13 protein-coding genes and 1 pseudogene are annotated in these 16,050 nt (G+C 70.9%); 6 read left to right on the top strand and 8 right to left on the bottom strand.

The genetic code is table 11. From position 1 onward, the window contains the following. Positions 1-70: 70 nt before the first annotated feature. Together IE178_RS28630 and IE178_RS28625 are read right to left on the bottom strand one after the other, a co-directional pair. The gene (locus IE178_RS28630) at positions 71-1,393 is read right to left on the bottom strand and encodes a PucR family transcriptional regulator (RefSeq protein ID WP_498370647.1); all 1,323 of its coding nucleotides are present in this window, start codon (positions 1,391-1,393) and stop codon (positions 71-73) included. Between the two features lie 750 nt (positions 1,394-2,143). Next, positions 2,144-2,755, bottom strand: a complete 612-nt coding sequence (locus IE178_RS28625; RefSeq protein ID WP_193514310.1) for a DUF998 domain-containing protein — start codon at positions 2,753-2,755, stop codon at positions 2,144-2,146. A 287-nt stretch (positions 2,756-3,042) separates the two neighbouring features. On the opposite strand from IE178_RS28625, the gene IE178_RS28620 reads away from it, so the two are divergent. Continuing rightward, positions 3,043-3,612, top strand: a complete 570-nt coding sequence (locus IE178_RS28620; RefSeq protein ID WP_193514309.1) for a YrhB domain-containing protein — start codon at positions 3,043-3,045, stop codon at positions 3,610-3,612. 196 nt (positions 3,613-3,808) lie between these two features. Beyond that, the gene (locus tag IE178_RS28615) at positions 3,809-4,552 is read left to right on the top strand and encodes a carbonic anhydrase (protein WP_229875898.1); all 744 of its coding nucleotides are present in this window, start codon (positions 3,809-3,811) and stop codon (positions 4,550-4,552) included. A 186-nt stretch (positions 4,553-4,738) separates the two neighbouring features. On the opposite strand, the gene IE178_RS28610 is transcribed toward IE178_RS28615, so the two are convergent. Next, positions 4,739-5,089: a GNAT family N-acetyltransferase gene (locus IE178_RS28610; RefSeq protein ID WP_318280292.1), complete on the bottom strand. Its 351-nt coding sequence runs from the start codon at positions 5,087-5,089 to the stop codon at positions 4,739-4,741. 110 nt (positions 5,090-5,199) lie between these two features. Here IE178_RS28610 and IE178_RS28605 point away from each other — a divergent pair, with 110 nt between their 5' ends. Continuing rightward, positions 5,200-5,697 carry a carboxymuconolactone decarboxylase family protein gene (locus IE178_RS28605; RefSeq protein ID WP_184764835.1) on the top strand — a complete coding sequence of 166 codons (498 nt, stop codon included), beginning with the start codon at positions 5,200-5,202 and terminating at the stop codon, positions 5,695-5,697. Between the two features lie 58 nt (positions 5,698-5,755). Here the strand turns inward: IE178_RS28605 and IE178_RS28600 are convergent, their stop codons facing one another. After that, the gene (locus IE178_RS28600; RefSeq protein ID WP_193514306.1) at positions 5,756-6,946 is read right to left on the bottom strand and encodes an MFS transporter; all 1,191 of its coding nucleotides are present in this window, start codon (positions 6,944-6,946) and stop codon (positions 5,756-5,758) included. Between the two features lie 103 nt (positions 6,947-7,049). On the opposite strand from IE178_RS28600, the gene IE178_RS28595 reads away from it, so the two are divergent. Together IE178_RS28595 and IE178_RS28590 are read left to right on the top strand one after the other, a co-directional pair. Then, positions 7,050-7,733 (top strand): TetR/AcrR family transcriptional regulator, encoded by a 684-nt coding sequence (locus tag IE178_RS28595; protein ID WP_184764837.1) that lies wholly within the window; start codon positions 7,050-7,052, stop codon positions 7,731-7,733. Positions 7,734-7,907: 174 nt separating this feature from the next. After that, on the top strand, positions 7,908-9,476 hold the full coding sequence (locus tag IE178_RS28590) for an MDR family MFS transporter (protein ID WP_193514350.1): 1,569 nt from the start codon (positions 7,908-7,910) through the stop codon (positions 9,474-9,476). Between the two features lie 78 nt (positions 9,477-9,554). Here IE178_RS28590 and IE178_RS28585 read toward each other — a convergent pair whose 3' ends face one another. The 4 genes and pseudogenes from IE178_RS28585 to IE178_RS28570 all read right to left on the bottom strand — a co-directional run bounded on the left by IE178_RS28585 (position 9,555) and on the right by IE178_RS28570 (position 14,764). Beyond that, the gene (locus IE178_RS28585; protein WP_193514305.1) at positions 9,555-10,499 is read right to left on the bottom strand and encodes a carbohydrate ABC transporter permease; all 945 of its coding nucleotides are present in this window, start codon (positions 10,497-10,499) and stop codon (positions 9,555-9,557) included. Between the two features lies 1 nt (position 10,500). After that, positions 10,501-11,433 (bottom strand): carbohydrate ABC transporter permease, encoded by a 933-nt coding sequence (locus IE178_RS28580; RefSeq protein WP_193514304.1) that lies wholly within the window; start codon positions 11,431-11,433, stop codon positions 10,501-10,503. 22 nt (positions 11,434-11,455) lie between these two features. Beyond that, positions 11,456-12,826 (bottom strand): extracellular solute-binding protein, encoded by a 1,371-nt coding sequence (locus IE178_RS28575; RefSeq protein ID WP_438874420.1) that lies wholly within the window; start codon positions 12,824-12,826, stop codon positions 11,456-11,458. Positions 12,827-12,938: 112 nt separating this feature from the next. Beyond that, positions 12,939-14,764 (bottom strand): annotated as a pseudogene (locus IE178_RS28570) (glycoside hydrolase family 2 protein). A gap of 174 nt (positions 14,765-14,938) precedes the next feature. Between IE178_RS28570 and IE178_RS28565 the strand changes: the two are divergent. Beyond that, on the top strand, positions 14,939-15,952 hold the full coding sequence (locus IE178_RS28565; RefSeq protein WP_193514303.1) for a LacI family DNA-binding transcriptional regulator: 1,014 nt from the start codon (positions 14,939-14,941) through the stop codon (positions 15,950-15,952). The last annotated feature ends 98 nt before the right edge of the window (positions 15,953-16,050 follow it).

Below are 16,050 nucleotides of genomic sequence, written 5' to 3'. Positions count from 1 at the left end.
GCTGACACGGGCCGGCCCGGCGGGGCCGGCGCCCCGGCCGGTGATGCGGTCTCCCAGCAGGAGTTCCGCGTCACCGGCCGGGGCCTGTGCGGGGCTCGTCCTCTCCTGCTGTGCGCTGGGCCGTCAACGTTTCGCAAGGCTCACTCACACCGTTCATGTGGTGGATCCTGGACAACTCGAAGGCGTAACGAAAGGCGAAATCACCGGCGTGCAAGGGCCGGGCCACGATGTCCGAAGCCCGGTTGAGGCGCTTGACGAGGGTGTTGACGTGGACGTTGAGGCGCCGGGCGGCCCGGGTGGGACTGCCGAGTTCTTCGAACCAGACACGCAGGGTCTCGCGCAGGACCGAGTGGCGCGGTTCGACGAGGCCTGCGAGCTGGCTCCGGACGAAGTGCCGAGCGAGTTCCACGTCGCGGCTGGCGAAAACCAGCGCGGCGACGTCACGGAAGGAAACGATTCTGCTGGCGTCGGCCGGTGCATCGGAACGTGCGGACTGCGGCATGGACCGATCGGTCAGTGAGTGGGTCTCCAGCGCCTCACGATGGGTGATCCGGAAGCCGTTGCTGCCGTAGTGGGGCATCCCCAGACTGATGCGGATGCCGTCCGGCACCGACAGCCGCGCACGCAGTACGTCCACACCGGGAGCGCTCTCCGGGACGCTGAGCCACCCGTGCAGAGCGTGCCCGTGCGGCAGCACCATCAGGTCCTGCCGGGCTCGCAGTTCGGAGCACAACCGCGCCGCGACCCCCCTCAACGTGGCTTCGGTGGCTCCGGCGCCCCACACCACGAAACCCACGTGCCGTGTGTTCATCCGGTAGCCCAGTCGCCGTTCCGCCTCGGCATCGCCCAACTCGCCCGTCAGTGCCTGCCGGACGGCTTCCCGCATGTCGGGGATCTCGCGGCGCTGCAGTTGTTTCTGTTCCTGGCGGTAGACCGCCATCGCCTGGGACAGTGCGGCCTGGCGGAACCGGAACAGCCGGCCCATCACCACCGACAGCGTGTCGGCACGGTCACCGCCCCCCGACCAGCAGGAGCCGTCGCGCAGTTCCTTGCCGAAGGCGTCGAGCAGCTCGTTACCCGCGACGTCGTAGGTGAGTACGAGATCGACGAGCTTGATCCCCGCCGCGGGGAGCCGACGTGTCAAGTGCTCCGCCGCTGGGGGGAGCGGAGCTCCGTGACTGAACTCGCCTGTGGCGACCGCCTTGCTGACGGCCGGCAGGAACGAGGAGCACGTCGCACGGAACGCACTCTCGATCTCACGGCCGTTCGTCACGAAGGAAGGAACGGCCGTGACGCAGGCTCGGAACACCTTGTCCGCGACGTCGTCCGGGTTCTGATCGATCCATTCGGCGAAGGCGGTGACGCGGCGGCTGTCAGGCGAGGCGGTACTCATACGTATGCAACCTACTACCGTGTGTATAAGGGCCGGCCCATGAAAAAGTGAAATTGACGTGAAGCATGTTGCGTCTGCAACTGCGCAGAGCCGACGTCGGCGTCCCGCACGGTGTTCGGGCCTACGGACCACTCTTCCGTTGCACCGGAGGCCCACCTCCAGTAAAGTGGAGGAAAGCCTCCACATGATGGGACTCCCTCAGGCGTCCCCCCGTGAGGACGGCGGAGAAGGGAAGCATGGAAAACATCAACGCACGCGTCCGCCTGCGGCGGATTCGCCTTTCCGGAACCGTTTCGGTCGGCAGCCGCCCCCGCGCGGGCTGCGCACAGAATCCCGACGGTTCGGGCGGCGGACAGCCGGACCACCCCGAAGTGCAGGCGGGTCGACGGCCCTCGCAGGCACCACTCCCGGACACGTCTGCGGATGGCTGCCGAACGGCGTGACGAGCCACTCCTTCGAAGGCGACCGGGAAGTACCGGTCACGACTGCGCGTGCGCGGACACTCCAGGCGGGGTGGCCGCGCACGCGGTCGTGGTCGTGGGGCCGGGGCCAGTTCCCCACACCGAGGTCGGCCATGAACGCGGACGGGGAGCGGTCGCCGCGCGCGGAGCCCGCCGGCACCGCCTGCCGGATCTCGGCGAGGCGGTCCGCGGTGAGGTTCAGGTCCACCGCGGGCAGCGCCTCGGCCAGCGGCGTCCAGCGCAGTCCTTGTTGGCATGGCGTGCGGAACCGTCCTCCGGCAGGACGGAGTCATGCCGGGGGTCCGTTGCGCTCCCCGTCGCGGTGCCCGTCAAGAAAGCAGGAGGCGACGACCACGAAGGGCCAGAGGGACTGAAGGGCCGTCACCACGCGTTCCGCCACACCAGCGACACCATCACGGTGCAGCTCGATGAGGAACCACACCGCGCCGGCCCCCATCAAGACGGTCACGAGAATCGAGGAGGCGGGCCGGAGAGCCCAGGGAGCGGCCCCCCTTCCGTCGGCGGCCAGGAGCGGCCACACGGCCAGGAGCACGAACCCGACCAAGGCCACCGAACCGTGACGCAGGGACCCTCCGCTACTCGGCGCCGGGAGCAGCGCCACCACCAGGGCCGACACGCCGCCCCCGGCCAGCGCCACGCGGCCGGCCGTTGCCGCCGCCCGCAACCCCCAGGCGGTGAGCAGATGACAGGCGCCCAGAGCGAGAAACGCTCCGGTCATCACCCAGGATCCCGAAGCCCCGTACGCGGCCAGCACGCTGATCGTCTGAGTCACGGGGTCATACGCGGGCCCCTCCAGCGACGCCGCGATCGTCCAGCCTCCGATCAGCGAGACGGGGGCGCACCCCGACGAGAACAAGGCCCATCTGGGAACAAGCAGCATCAAACAACCATAGAACGCCCAATACGCCCTCCTTCTCAGGCGATGAGCCATGTCGGACTCGAGCGCATGGCCGCAGGGCCTGGTCGTGGGTGACACCGCGCATTCAGCGCAACGCGCGCGCAGCGCAACGCGTGCTCCAGGGCGTCCCGGTGATCGGGGACCCGGAACCGCGTCCGCGCGGACGCGGAACGGCGCACCGTGTCCCCGACACGAACAACGGCGCTGACGAAACCCCGGGCAAGGCGACTCGGGCACCCCTTCACCCAGCCCTGCGGGATACTCGGCTCGTGATCGAGCGGGAGACCGCGGTCCGCATCGTCCAGGAGGAGTTGGACCGCGAAGAGCAGAAGTGGTCGGCCTTGGGTGTGGACGTGGTGCGCGCGGCCGTGGCCCGCGTCGAGGAGCACGAGCTGGTGTGGATCGTCCACTGGCAGTCAGCGGAGTTCGTACGCACCGGTCAGCACGCGGAGATGCTGATCGGCAACGGGCCGTACCTCGTCGACCGCGTCGACGGAGGTCTGCACATGATCGGCGTCGTGTCCTCAGTGAACGGTGCGTGGGAGGCCGACTACCGCGTCCGCATCCGGGGGCAGACCATCCGTACCGCGGTGGACGAACTGCACGACGAGCTCCGGGAGGTCGCCGCAGCGCAGGGGCTTGTGGAGTCGGTGCGTACGCTGCGGCAGCGGCTGACGGCTCTTCCCCCCGCGCAGGCCCTCACGTACGTCAAGGGGTTGCTGAACGGCGAGGCCCCGCCCCATCTCGTGGCCGTCGCCGTGGAGCGACTCGTCGTGCCCATCGACCCGGTACTCGCGGTGACGACCGTCCGCCCCGGAGAGTCCCGCCGGACGACCTGACGCGCCGGCTGTTCATGGCCCCACTGCGAGTGGCCGAAGTCCGACGATGGGGTCAAGCCGCGGCACGGACCGGGCGACGGCGAGGACTCCCCCACCCGTCAAGAACTGATCAACACCTCCTCATGAATCACCCATGGCGAGGCCATGGTTCGGCAGCGGGGCAGAACACACCGCACCTCGGTCATACGTTCGCCCGGTGAACATCGATTCCCCTGCGGGGTCCCCGCAGTCGCCCCTCCCGAAGCCCGCCCGCCGCCTGCTGCTGCGCTCCGCGCTGACCGGGGCCGCGGCCGTCGGCACCGCACTCGCCGTCGGCGCCTCGCCGGCCTCCGCGAGCCCCCGAACACGCCCGCGGCCCACCACCCCCGAGGAGGCGCTGCGCACACTGGCGGCCGGCAACGCCCGCTGGCGCACCTTCCGGGAGAAGCACCCGGACGAGACACGCGCCGTGCGCGAGGAACTGGTCTCGGGTCAGCACCCCTTCGCCGTGGTGCTCAGCTGCGTCGACTCACGCGTTCCCCCGGAGCTCGTGTTCGACCAGGGGCTCGGAGATCTGATCACCGTGCGCAGCGCCGGCGAGGTGCTGGACGAAGCGGTGCTCGGCAGCGTGGCCTACGGCGTGCTCGAACTGGACATACCCCTCATCCTGGTGCTCGGGCACCAGTCGTGCGGCGCCGTGCGCGCCGCGGTGGAGTCCGACGAGTCCGGTGAGCGGCTGCCCGCCCACATCCAGTACCTCGCCGATCAGATCGCCCCGGCCATCGACCACAGCAAGCAGGGCGAGGAACGCATCGACGCGACCATCGACGCCAACATACGGCGCGTCCGCTCGCGTCTGGCGTCGGAACCGGATCTGGCCGCCAGGGTGTCCGCCGGTCGGCTCGCCGTCGTGGGGGCCCGCTACGAGCTGACGACCCAGCTCGTGCACCGCGTGGACTGACGAACCGGCTCGTGCACCACGTGGGCCGAGGAGCCGCACGCACAACCGGACGAGCGTGCCCCGCGCCTGGCCGAGAGGGCCTGTGAGGCTCCCCGGCCAGGCGCCCCCGAGGAAACAATGGGAGTGAGCAGGCTCCGCGGAGCCACCACGGGCGGCGTCACCCGCCCGCAGCCCCAGGAGAACCCGTCAGTGCCCCTGCCGCTTCAGCTCGCCGTCGAGCCACCGCAGAACCTCGGGCGTCACGGGGTCGGCGATATCGGCGAACTCGTCATGGGTGGCGAGGTACTTCCTGACGTACGGGCACACGGGCACGACGCGCTTGCCCGACGCGCGCACGTCGTTCAGCGCCTCGCGCACCAGCCCGGAGGCGAGGTCCCGTCCGGCGAAGGCCCGGTCGACCTCGGTGTGGTGGAAGACCCGTTGCCGGCCGTGGTCCCGGTAGGCCGTGAATCCGGCGGTCGCCGCCTCGACCCGGATCTCGTCACGGTGGCGGTCGGGAACGTGCCGGACGGCGGGGGTCCCCGCCTGATCCGTCACGGTGAGCCGCTCATGCCGCCCCGACCTCTCCCGCAAAAGAAGTTCGATATTCAACATTCATGAAAGGATGATAGGACACGAGCGGAAGATCGCGCGATGAGGGAGTCCACGTGACAGAGACGGCAGCGAGGCCCGGCGAGCGCCGGGTCTACCTCGACAAGCAGAGCCCCGAGGCCTATCAGGCACTGCGGAATGTGTCGGAGACGGTTCAGGGCGTCGCAGCCGCGGCCGGACTCGACCGCATCCTCGTCGAGCTGATCAACATGCGGGTCTCCCAGCTCAACGCCTGCGCCTACTGCCTGAGCCTGCACACCAGGGCCGCGCTGCGCGCCGGTGAGACCACGCAGCGGCTCGGTGTCCTGCCGGCCTGGCGCGACACCGAACTCTTCTCGCCCCGGGAGCGCGCCGCCCTCGCCCTGGCCGAGGCCACCACCGACCCCGCGGACGGCAGGGCGCAGTCCGAGGCCTATGCCGAGGCCCGGCCGGTACTGACGGACGACGAGATATCCGCCGTCATCTGGGTGGCGATCACCATCAACGCCTTCAACCGGCTGTCGGTCATGAGCAAGCACCCGGTCCGCGGCGCCCCCACGCCGGCGTCCCCCTGACCCCCGCGCGACACCGGCCGGGGCCGACGGGCGGCCGGGCCTGCCGCGGCGCGGCCGGTCACGCCCTCGCCGTCACCGGCCGCCGCAGAAGGTAGCCGGCCGCGGTCACGACCAGGACCGCCATGCACGCGATGAACACCAGTCCCGCGCCCACCAGGCCCATCGGATCCGTCAACAGCCCGACACCGATGACCGGCACCGAAATACCCGTGTACGCCACCACGAACAGCGTCGACATCACGGCAGCGCGCCGGTTCGCCGGTGACGCCCCGCCCACCGCGGACAACGCACCGCGAAACGCCAGCCCCTGGCCGACCCCTCCGACGATCGCGCTCAGCACCACCAGCGCCAGCAGGTCCCAGTGCAACGCGCCGGCGAGCAGCGCCAGCCCGGCGAAGAGTCCGACACAGCCCAGCGGCAGTGACCGCCCCACGCCGGCCCGGCCGGCCGCCAGCTGCCCACCGGTCGAGGAGAAGAAGGCCAGCGCCACCACCAGTCCGCTCACCGCGTGATCGGCCACGTCCAGGGACTGCGCGAGGAATGCCGGGCTGACGGAGGTGAACACGCCGAACAGGGCGAAACCCACGAAGGAGGCGACCGCCGCCGGCCCGAACACCGGACGTACCGGCGCGGGCACGCCGGGCCGTTGCGGTCGCACGGTGGTCAGCGGCCGCCGCTCCCCCACCGTCTCCGGAAGCCACAGCACCACGCAGGCCGAGCAGGCCACCAGGGCCAGGTGCACGGCGAACGGCAGGTACAACGGCCAGGCCGCGTACTGCGCGAGCACTCCTGCGAGCAGCGGACCGCACCCGAGTCCGCCCATGTTGACGGCGGTGGCGACGAAGGTGGCCCGGGAGGCTCCCCCGGGCGGCGCCGACTCCATGACGTACGCGGTGGCGGCACCGGTGAACAGACCCGCGGACAGCCCCGACAGCAGCCGCCCGGCATACAGCAGACCCAGCCCGGTGGCGCACAGGAAGCAGAGGGCACTCGCGGCCGCGCAGCCCAGGCCCCACAGCAGCACCGGACGCCTGCCCACGGCGTCCGAGGCGTTGCCGACCAGCAGCAGCACCCCGATCACCGCGAAGGCGTACACGGCGTACACGACGGTGACCGTAAGCTCGGAGAATCCGAACTTCTCCTGGTACAGGGGGTAGAGCGGAGTCGGGAGCGTGGTGCCGGTCATGCACACCGCGAACACCGCACCGCCGAGCAGACACACCCGCCACCCGCGGCGATCACCGGCCATGACACCGACGCTAACCCCTCGCACGGCCCTGGTCCCCTGCGGCACGCCACCCGTGGCCGGGGTCACCGAGCACGATTTTGCAGAGCATGCATTTTTTCATAGCATGCAAGGCATGACGGGGAAGAACATCGCGAGCGGCGGGCTGCGGGAGCGCAAGAAGCGGGCCACCCGTGCCGCCCTCGCGGAGGCCGCGGTGCGCCTCGCCGCCGAACAGGGGGCGGACAACGTCACGGTCGAGGCCATCAGCGCGGCAGCCGGGGTGTCCGTGCGGACCTTCTTCAACTACTTCGACTCGCGTGACGACGCCTTCGTCGTCATCGACGCGGATGTGGGCATCCGCGTCCGGCAGGCACTCCTCGACGCTCCGGCAGCCCTCTCGCCCCTGGAAGCGCTGCGCGAGGCGCTCGCCGTCGAACTCTCGGAGGCCGAACGGCAGCACGAGCTGTGGAGCCTGCACGCCGAGGTGCTGCGCACCTCTCCGCACCTGCTGGTGCGCAGTCTCGGGGCCCACATGGCCGACGAGGCGGGCCTCGCCGAGGTGATCGCGCGGCGGCTCGCCGGCGGCGCGACGGACGACGACGCGGTCGTCCCGCCGGACGACGGGTCCGGACGCGAGCAGCGCCCCGCGCTCGACCTGTACCCGCGGCTGCTGGCGGCCCTGGCCGGTACGGCGGTGCGGGTCAGCGCGCAGCACTGGTGCGACCGTCAGGACGAACTCGCCTTCGCCGACGTCTTCCGCGAGGTGTTCGCCCTGCTCGCGGCCGGACTGCCGGCACCGGCCCGGTAGGCGCCGCGAGCGGACACCGAGGCGTGCCTCCACCGTCGGGCACGCTCGGGCCGCCCCGCCCCCGCTTCCTTTGCACCCTGCCCCGAACGGGGCACAACCCAGCTTTCGTCACCGACCGTTGAGAGAGAAGCCGTGACCGCAGCACAGGCGCCCGACATGGCGCCACCCGCCCCCATGACCCATCGACAGATACTCCAGGCCATGTCGGGGCTCATGGCCGGCATGTTCGTGGCGATCCTGGCCGGCACGGTGGTGTCCAACGCCCTGCCCACGATCATCACCGACCTGGGGGCCACCCAGTCCTCCTACACCTGGGTCGTCACCGCGGAACTGCTGGCCATGACGGCGACCGTCCCGCTGTGGGGCAAGCTGTCCGACCTGTTCGACAAGAAGCTGCTGCTCCAGCTGTCCCTGGGCCTGTTCGTGGTCGGCTCGCTGCTGGCGGGCTTCTCGCACGGCGTCGGGCTGCTGATCTTCAGCCGCGTGGTCCAGGGCATCGGCGCGGGCGGACTGACCGCCCTCGCCCAGGTCGTCATGGCCGCGATCATCCCGCCCCGCAGGCTCGGCAAGTACGCCGGCATCTTCGGCGCCGTGTTCGCCGTCGGCACGGTGGCCGGCCCGCTGGTCGGCGGCGTGCTGGTGGACACGTCCTGGCTGGGCTGGCGCTGGTGCTTCTTCATCGGCGTACCGTTCGCGCTGCTCGCCATCGTGCTGCTGCAGCGCACCCTGAGCCTGCCCGTGACCCGGCGCGAAGTGAAGATCGACTTCCTGGGCGCCTTCCTCATCGTGGCGGGCGTCAGCGCGCTGCTCATCTGGGTGTCCCTGGCGGGCAACCAGTTCGACTGGGCCTCCTGGCAGACCGCCGCGCTCACCGGAGCCGGCGTTCTGCTGCTGGCCGCCGCCGTGCTCGTCGAGGCCCGGACCGCCGAACCCGTCATTCCGCTGGACATCTTCCGCAACCGCACCGTGACGCTCACCACCGTCGCCAGCCTGCTGGTCGGTGTCGCCTTGTTCGGTGGCACCGTCTTCCTCTCCCAGTACTTCCAGGTGTCCCTGGGCAAGTCGCCCACCATGGCGGGCCTGATGAGCCTGCCGATGATCCTCGGCCTGCTGGTGTCGTCCACGGTGGCCGGGCAGCTGATCAGCAGGACCGGCGTATGGAAGCGCTACCTGGTGGCGGGTGCGGTGACCATGACGGTCGGCCTCGGACTCCTCTCCACCATCGGCGCGGACACCTCCTTCACCCTGCTCAGCCTCTACATGGCGGTGCTCGGCGTCGGCGTCGGCATGCTGATGCAGAACCTGGTGCTGGCCGCCCAGAACGACGTGCCCGCCAGCGAGCTGGGTGCCGCGACCTCCGTGCTGTCCTTCTTCCGCAGCATGGGCGGCACCATCGGCACCAGCGTCCTCGGCGCGATCCTCGCCAACCGGGTCGCCGGCGAGATGGCCAAGGGCATGGACGCGGCGGGCATCCCCGCGGGCGGGAGCTCGGGCGGCGGCGAGTCCGGTGTGCCGGACATGAGCACCCTGCCCGAGCCGGTACGAGCGATCGTCGAGCACGCCTACGGCGTCGCCACCGCCGATCTCTTCCTCATCGCCACCCCGTGCGCCCTGCTGGCGCTGATCACGGTGGTGTTCCTCAAGGAGAAGCCCCTCAAGACGACCAGCGGCATGGAACGACTCGCCGAGGAGTCCGGCCCCGCGGCAGCGGCGGACACCGACCAGGCGACGCTCCGCGGCTGAACCCGGCTCACGCCGGCCACCGTCGACTCGTCCAGGGCAGGGACCGACGTGCCCCTGCCCTGGACCGCCGGGCAGTTGTCACTGGCCGCCCAGGCCGGTCGTCGCCACCGACTTCACGATGTGCCGCTGGAAGAAGAGGAACACCAGCACCAGCGGCAGTGCCGCCAGCACCGAGGACGCCATCGTCTGGGCGTACTGGACTCCGTAGGCGTCCTTCACCGCGGTGATGCCGACCGGCAGGGTCATCAGTGCCGGATCGGACGTGGACACGAACGGCCACAGGAAGTTGTTCCACGCGCCGATGAACACGAAGATCGACACCGCGGCCAGCATGGGCCGGGACAGCGGCAGCATCACCGAGCAGAAGATCCGCGCATGGCCCGCGCCGTCGATGCGGGCGGCCTCCTCCAGCTCGCGCGGGATCGTGTCGAAGTGCTTCTTCAGGATGAACACCATCACCGGCGCGACCGTCTGCGGCAGGATCACCGCCGCGTAGGTGTCCACCAGGTCCAGGGTCAGCATCTGCTGGAACCAGGGAACGATCAGCATCTGCGGCGGCACCAGGATCGACGCCATGGTGACCGTGAACAGCCACCGCCGCCCTCGGAAGAGCGTGCGGGAGAAGGCGTAGCCGGCCATCGCCGACACGACCACGGTGATGACGGTGACGGCCGCGGAGACGAGGAAGCTGTTCAGCATCCACAGCGGCAGGTCCCCGCGCTCGATCACGGAGCGGAACGCCTCCAGGGTGAAGCCGCCCTGCGGCCAGATCCAGTGGAGCGGATCGCTGGCGTCCTGGTCGGACTTGAACGCCGTGAACACCGCCCAGACCATCGGCAGCAGCCAGACCAGTGCCATCACCGCGAGGGCCGCCAGTGCCAGCGTGCGCGACAACCGGCTCGCGCCCAGGGTGAGGTTGGGCCCGCGTCGCACCACCGGGCGGGTGCGGTGGGCCCGGCGCGCGGCGGGCAGCGGGGAGACCGTGCGGCGTGCGGGCCGTGTCGGGACGTCGGTGGAGGTCATGTCACTTCTCCCTGCGGCGAAGGGCGACGAACTGCACGGCGGAGGCGAGGATGATGAGGGCGAAGAAGACGTAGCTGATGGCGGAGGCGTAGCCGAGGCGGTATCCGGTGAAGCCCATGTCGTAGAGGTACTCGACTACGGGACGGGTGGAGCCGTTGGGCCCGCCCTTGGTGAGCAGGTACACCTGGTCGAAGACCTTCAGCGAGGCCAGCATCTGGAGCACCGTGACCACGCCGGTGATGCGCCGCAGCTGGGGCAGCGTCACATGCCACAGCCGCCGCCAGGCGCCCGCCCCGTCCAGGGCCGCCGCCTCGTACAGGTGGTCGGGAACGGATTGCAGTGCCGCGAGGAACAGCAGGAAGTTGAAGCCGACCGTCCACCACACGGTGGCGATCACGATCGCGTACAGGGCGATGGACTCGTCGCTCAGCCAGGCGTAGCCGTCCAGTCCGACCGCCTGCAGCAGGTGGTTGTAGAGGCCGAGGTCGGGCTGGTACAGCCAGAGCCACAGCAGGCCGATCACGCCGACCGGCAGCAGGTACGGGGCGAAGAACGCGAGCCGCCACACCCACTGCCCGGGCAGCCCGGTGTGCACCAGCAGGGCCATGGCGAGGGCGACGGCCACCAGGGGCACGGTGGAGACGATGGTGAACCACACGGTGTGCCACATCGCGCGCCACATCTCGGCGTCGCCGAGGGCCTCCGTGTAGTTGTCCAGCCCGATGAAGGACGGGTCGTGGGCGGAGAGCGAGGTGTCGGTGAGGCTCATCCAGACGCCCTGGGCCAGCGGCCAGAGCATGAAGAGGACGAACAGGACGAGGAACGGCAGGGCGAAGAGCAGCCCCGGCGGGACGACGCGGCGCAGGGTCGCGCCGCGTCCTGTGGCGGTCCGGTCGGCCCGCGGCCGGCCGGGGGAAGCGAGTCGAGTGGACATCTGCTGCCTCCTTCGCGGCGGCTCAGGCCGGACTGGGCTGGGACAGGGCGGTGTTCATCCGCTCGACCATGGCGCGGGCCGCCCGGCCGGGCGCCAGGCCGTCGAGCATCGACTGCTGGAGCACCTGCGACATGGAGTTCTGGAAGTCGGACCCGGCACCGGCGAACCAGACGGCCGGGTCGAGCACCACGTGGTCGGCCGCCCGGGCGTACCGGGCCTGGGGCTCCAGTCGTGCGTAGTCCGGGGTACGGGTCACCGGCCGGTACGCCGGGATGTGGCCGGCCCGCGCCCAGACCTGGCCGGCCTTGAGGATCGCGGCCACCGCCTGGTGGGTGCGCCTGCGGTGTGCCTCGTCGGGGTCGGGGCGGCGCGGCAGCACGAAGGAGTGGGAGTCGGCGTAGACCGCCGGGGTGCCGAACACCGTGGGGAAGGGCGCTGCCCCGACCTTCGGGTCGGCGGCCCGGAAGGTGCCGAGCTCCCACTCACCGGAGAGGATCATCCCGGTCTGCCGGTTGGTGAAGGCGGCGATGGCCGCCGGGTAGTCGAGGCGGCGCGGGTTGGTTCGTCCGTCGACCAGCTTCTGCATGAAGGCGATGACCTCGGCCATCGCGTCGAGGTCCGCCGTGGCCCTGCCGCCGATGGGCAGGTCGAAGTCGTTCCCGGTCTGCCGGTAGAGCCCGTAGAACAACCGCCAGCCCTGCGCCGTGTCGTTGGCGTAGCCGAAGGCGATGCCTTGCTTGCCGGAGGCACGGGCCAGTTCCCGGCCGGCCTCCAGGAAGCGTCCGGGTGTGGAGAAGGCGTCCTGGTCGAGGTCTCCGTCGCCGGTCAGCAGTCCGGCCTCGCGGGCGGTGTCCGGATGGAAGAAGACGATGAACGGGTGGGTGTCCAGCGGTACCGCGTACGTCCGGTCCCGGTACTGGGTACGGCTCCACACCGGGTCGGCGAAGTCCTTGTCCCGGACGCCGAACTCGGCCAGCAGACCGGTGTCCCAGGGGTCCAGCAGTCCCAGGGGCGCGTAGCCCGCCAGGCGCGACATGTGGGAGATGGCGACGTCCGGGCCGCGCCCGCCGGCCGAGGCCATGGCGAGCTTGGTGTAGTAGGGCGTGCCCCATTCCAGCACGGTCCGCTCGACGCGGATGCCGGGCATGTCGGGCCGCGCGATGTCGACCAGTTCCTCGAGCAGGGCGCCGTCGGCGCCGCTGAACAGGTCCCACATGCGCACGGTGCGCGGGTCCGACGCGGCTGCCGCGGAACCGCAGCCGGCCAGGGCTGCGCCGCCGAGGAGGACGGCGGCCGAGGCCAGCGAGGCGCGGAGCACGCCTCGTCGGGACGGCGCGGCGCGGTTACCTTCCGGCCTGGCGGAGGCGGCCCGTGGGCCAGGCAGGTCGACCATGGCACTACCTTTCTCTACATCGATGTACAACGCCGACGGGTGCTGCGGACGTGTGCGCGCGTGGAGCGTGGACCCGGTTCCGGGCGTCCGCCGGGGACCGTGTCCGCCGCGGTCAGCCGGTGGATTCGCAGGCAGCCGTGCGCTGTTGGACCCGGCGCAGTGCGGCGGTGTCGAACTTCTCGGCGCGGTCGAAGCCGTAGACGCCGTTGCGCTCCTGGAAGACGTCGGTGAGCTGCGTGTAGCAGTAGCCGAACATGTCCGGGTCGTCGAGCAGGACGTCCACCAGGCCGGTGAAGCGTGCCAGGAACTCGTCGGCGGTGCGCGGCCGTTCGCCGTATCCCAGGACGTCCCGGTCTCGTCGCCGGCCGCGGTCTCGGCTACCGCCGCGTCCCACCAGATTCCGCCGAACTCGCTGCAGAAGTAGGGCTGTCCGCGGTAGGGGACCGACCAGGGGCGGCCGTCGGGGCCGGCGTTGACGTACGGGCGGTCCTCGGCGAGTCCTGCCATGGTCCTGGCGAAGGCCTCCGGGTCCTGCTCGTAGCAGTGCGCGTCGTAGACGTCGGTCTCGGGCACGCGGTGGGCGTAGCCGGAGGCGTCGATCACCGGGCGGCTCGGGTCGGCCTGCTTGGTGGCCAGGAACATCGCCCGGGTCACGTCGTCGAGCTGGGTGATCCGGTCGTGCAGGTTCTGGTACGTCTCGTTCAGCGGGCACCAGCCGATGATCGACGGGTGGGAGTGGTCGCGTTCCAGTGCCTCCAGCCACTGGGCGACATACCTCGCGTCGGGGCGCTGGTTGTCGTCGCGGACGCCGGCCTCGCAGCCCCAGTCGCCGAACTCGCCCCACACCAGGTAGCCGAGCCGGTCGGCGTGGTAGAGGTAGCGCTCCTCGAACACCTTCTGGTGCAGCCGGGCCCCGTTGAAGCCGGCCCGCATTCCGAGTTCGATGTCGCGCACGAGGTCGGCGTCGGTGGGGGCGGTCATCAGGCCGTCCGGGTAGTAGCCCTGGTCGAGCACCAGTCGCTGGAACACCGGCGATCCGTTGAGCAGCACCCGCTTGCCGTGCACCGCGACCGACCGCAGCCCCGCGTACGACGTCGCCTCGTCGACCACGCCGCCCTCGGCGTCGAGGAGTTGGAAGCGCAGGTCGTACAGGTGCGGGTCGGCCGGCGACCAGGTGCGCACCCGCTCCTCGGGCACGGTCAGCACCAGTTTGGGGCACAGGTCGAGGTCGGCGCGGGCCGAGGCGCTCACCACCTCGCCGTGCTCGTCCGAGAGCACCGCCCGCACCCGGTGTCCCGGCAGGTTGCCGGTGATCGGAAGGTCGGCGTGGAAGGAGCACGACCCGAGGTCCGGGGTGATCCGCGGGCGCCTGAGGCGGGCCGTGGGCGGCACCGGCTCGAGCCACACCGTCTGCCAGATGCCGGTGGTCCGGGTGTAGTGGCAGTGCGTGTTGGCGTACCAGGTGGCCTGCTTGCCGCGGGCCTGCGGGCCGTGCCGGCTGTCGCGGGCGCGGACCACGATCACGGCGTCCTCGCCGGGCGCGGCCACCCCGCGCAGTTCCGCGGTGAACGGGGTGAAGCCGCCGCGGTGGCGGGCCACCTCGGTGCCGTTGACCCAGACGGTGGTGTCGTGGTCCACCGCCCCGAAGTGCAGCAGCACGTCGGAGCCGGACCAGTCCTGCGGGATGGTGACCGTGCGCCGGTACCAGACGGCCTCCATGAAGTCCGTGTCGCCGATCCCCGACAGCTCGGACTCGGGGCAGAAGGGCACGAGGATCTCGCCCGCGAGGTCGCGGTCGCGCAGCCCGCGCTCCAGTCCGCTGTCCCCCCGGTCCGTCTCGAACTGCCAGCGGCCATTGAGATTGAGCCATGCCTCGCGGACGAACTGGGGCCGGGGGTACTCCGGACGCGGGACGTCCAGGGGCAGGGGCGTGCTCATGCTGCTCCTCATCAGTGCGGGGGCGCTCGGTACGGGGTCATGCGACCACACGATTACATCGATGTAAATGGGAGCGGCGAAAAGTGTGCGGGGCCCGGTTCGCACCTCGCGCGACCCTGCCCCGCGACCCTGCCGTTACGATCCGGGGGCACGAGGAAGAACGAGAAGGGAAGCATGCGCAGGCCCAGGATCAAGGACGTCGCGGAGTACGCCGGCGTCTCGGCCAAGACGGTGTCGAACGTCCTCAACGACTACGAGCACGTCTCCGAGCAGACCCGGGCCGCGGTGCGCGAGGCCATCGACGCCCTCGGCTACCGGGTCAACATCGCCGGACGCCAGCTGCGCCGGGGCCGTACCGGCATGATCGCGCTCGCCGTGCCGGACCTGGACATCGCCTATTTCGCCGAGCTGGCCCGGCACGTCATGGCGGAGACGGAACGCCTCGGCAGCACCACCCTCCTGCTCGAGACCGGCGGGCGGCGCGAGAAGGAGCTGGCCGCCGTGCGCGGGTTCGACACCCAGTTCACCGACGGCGTCATCCTCTCGCCCCTCGCCCTGCAGCCCCGGGACCTGGCGGGCCGCGACACCCGGCTGCCGTTGGTGCTGCTGGGCGAGTGCAACCCGCCGGGCAGTGCCGACCACGTGGCGATCGACAACGTCACGGCGGCACGTGAGGCGACCGAGCACCTGCTGTCGCGAGGACGCCGGCGCATCGCGGTGATCGGCGGTGACCTGCGCGGGCAGCGGAACACCAGCGGGCTGCGGACCATCGGCTACCAGGAGGCCCTGACGGCGGCCGGGCTCTCGCTGCCCGACGACCTGGTGCTTGCGGTGCCCGAGTTCCGCTGGGCGGACGGGGCCACGGCCGCCCGCTCCCTCATGCGGCTGCCGGAACGGCCGGACGCGCTGCTCTGCCTCAACGACCACCTGGCTCTCGGGGCGGTGCGCGCACTCCACGAGGACGGCTGGTCGGTTCCCCAGGACGTGGACGTGGTCGGGTTCGACGACATCGAGGCCACCCGGTTCAGCATCCCCACCATCACCACGGTCGCTCCCGACAAGCCCGGCATCGCGCGGCGGGCCGTGCAGCTGCTGCTGGAACGGATCGACGCCGGCGTGCCGGGCGGGCCGGCGGTGGACGAGACGGCCGGGCACCGGCTGATCGTGCGGGAGAGTTCGGGAGGATGAGACGGCCGGGCCACTCGGCCGACTGTTCGGGCCACGGCCCGGCCGGCCGCCGCACCGGACGGCGACGCGCTCCCGGAACGACACTTCCGTGGCCTTGT

Source organism: Streptomyces griseoloalbus (assembly GCA_014650015.1).
Taxonomy (GTDB): domain Bacteria; phylum Actinomycetota; class Actinomycetes; order Streptomycetales; family Streptomycetaceae; genus Streptomyces; species Streptomyces griseoloalbus.
The sequence above is the reverse complement of the archived record's forward strand: the minus strand, read 5'-3'. Positions and strand labels throughout refer to the sequence as shown.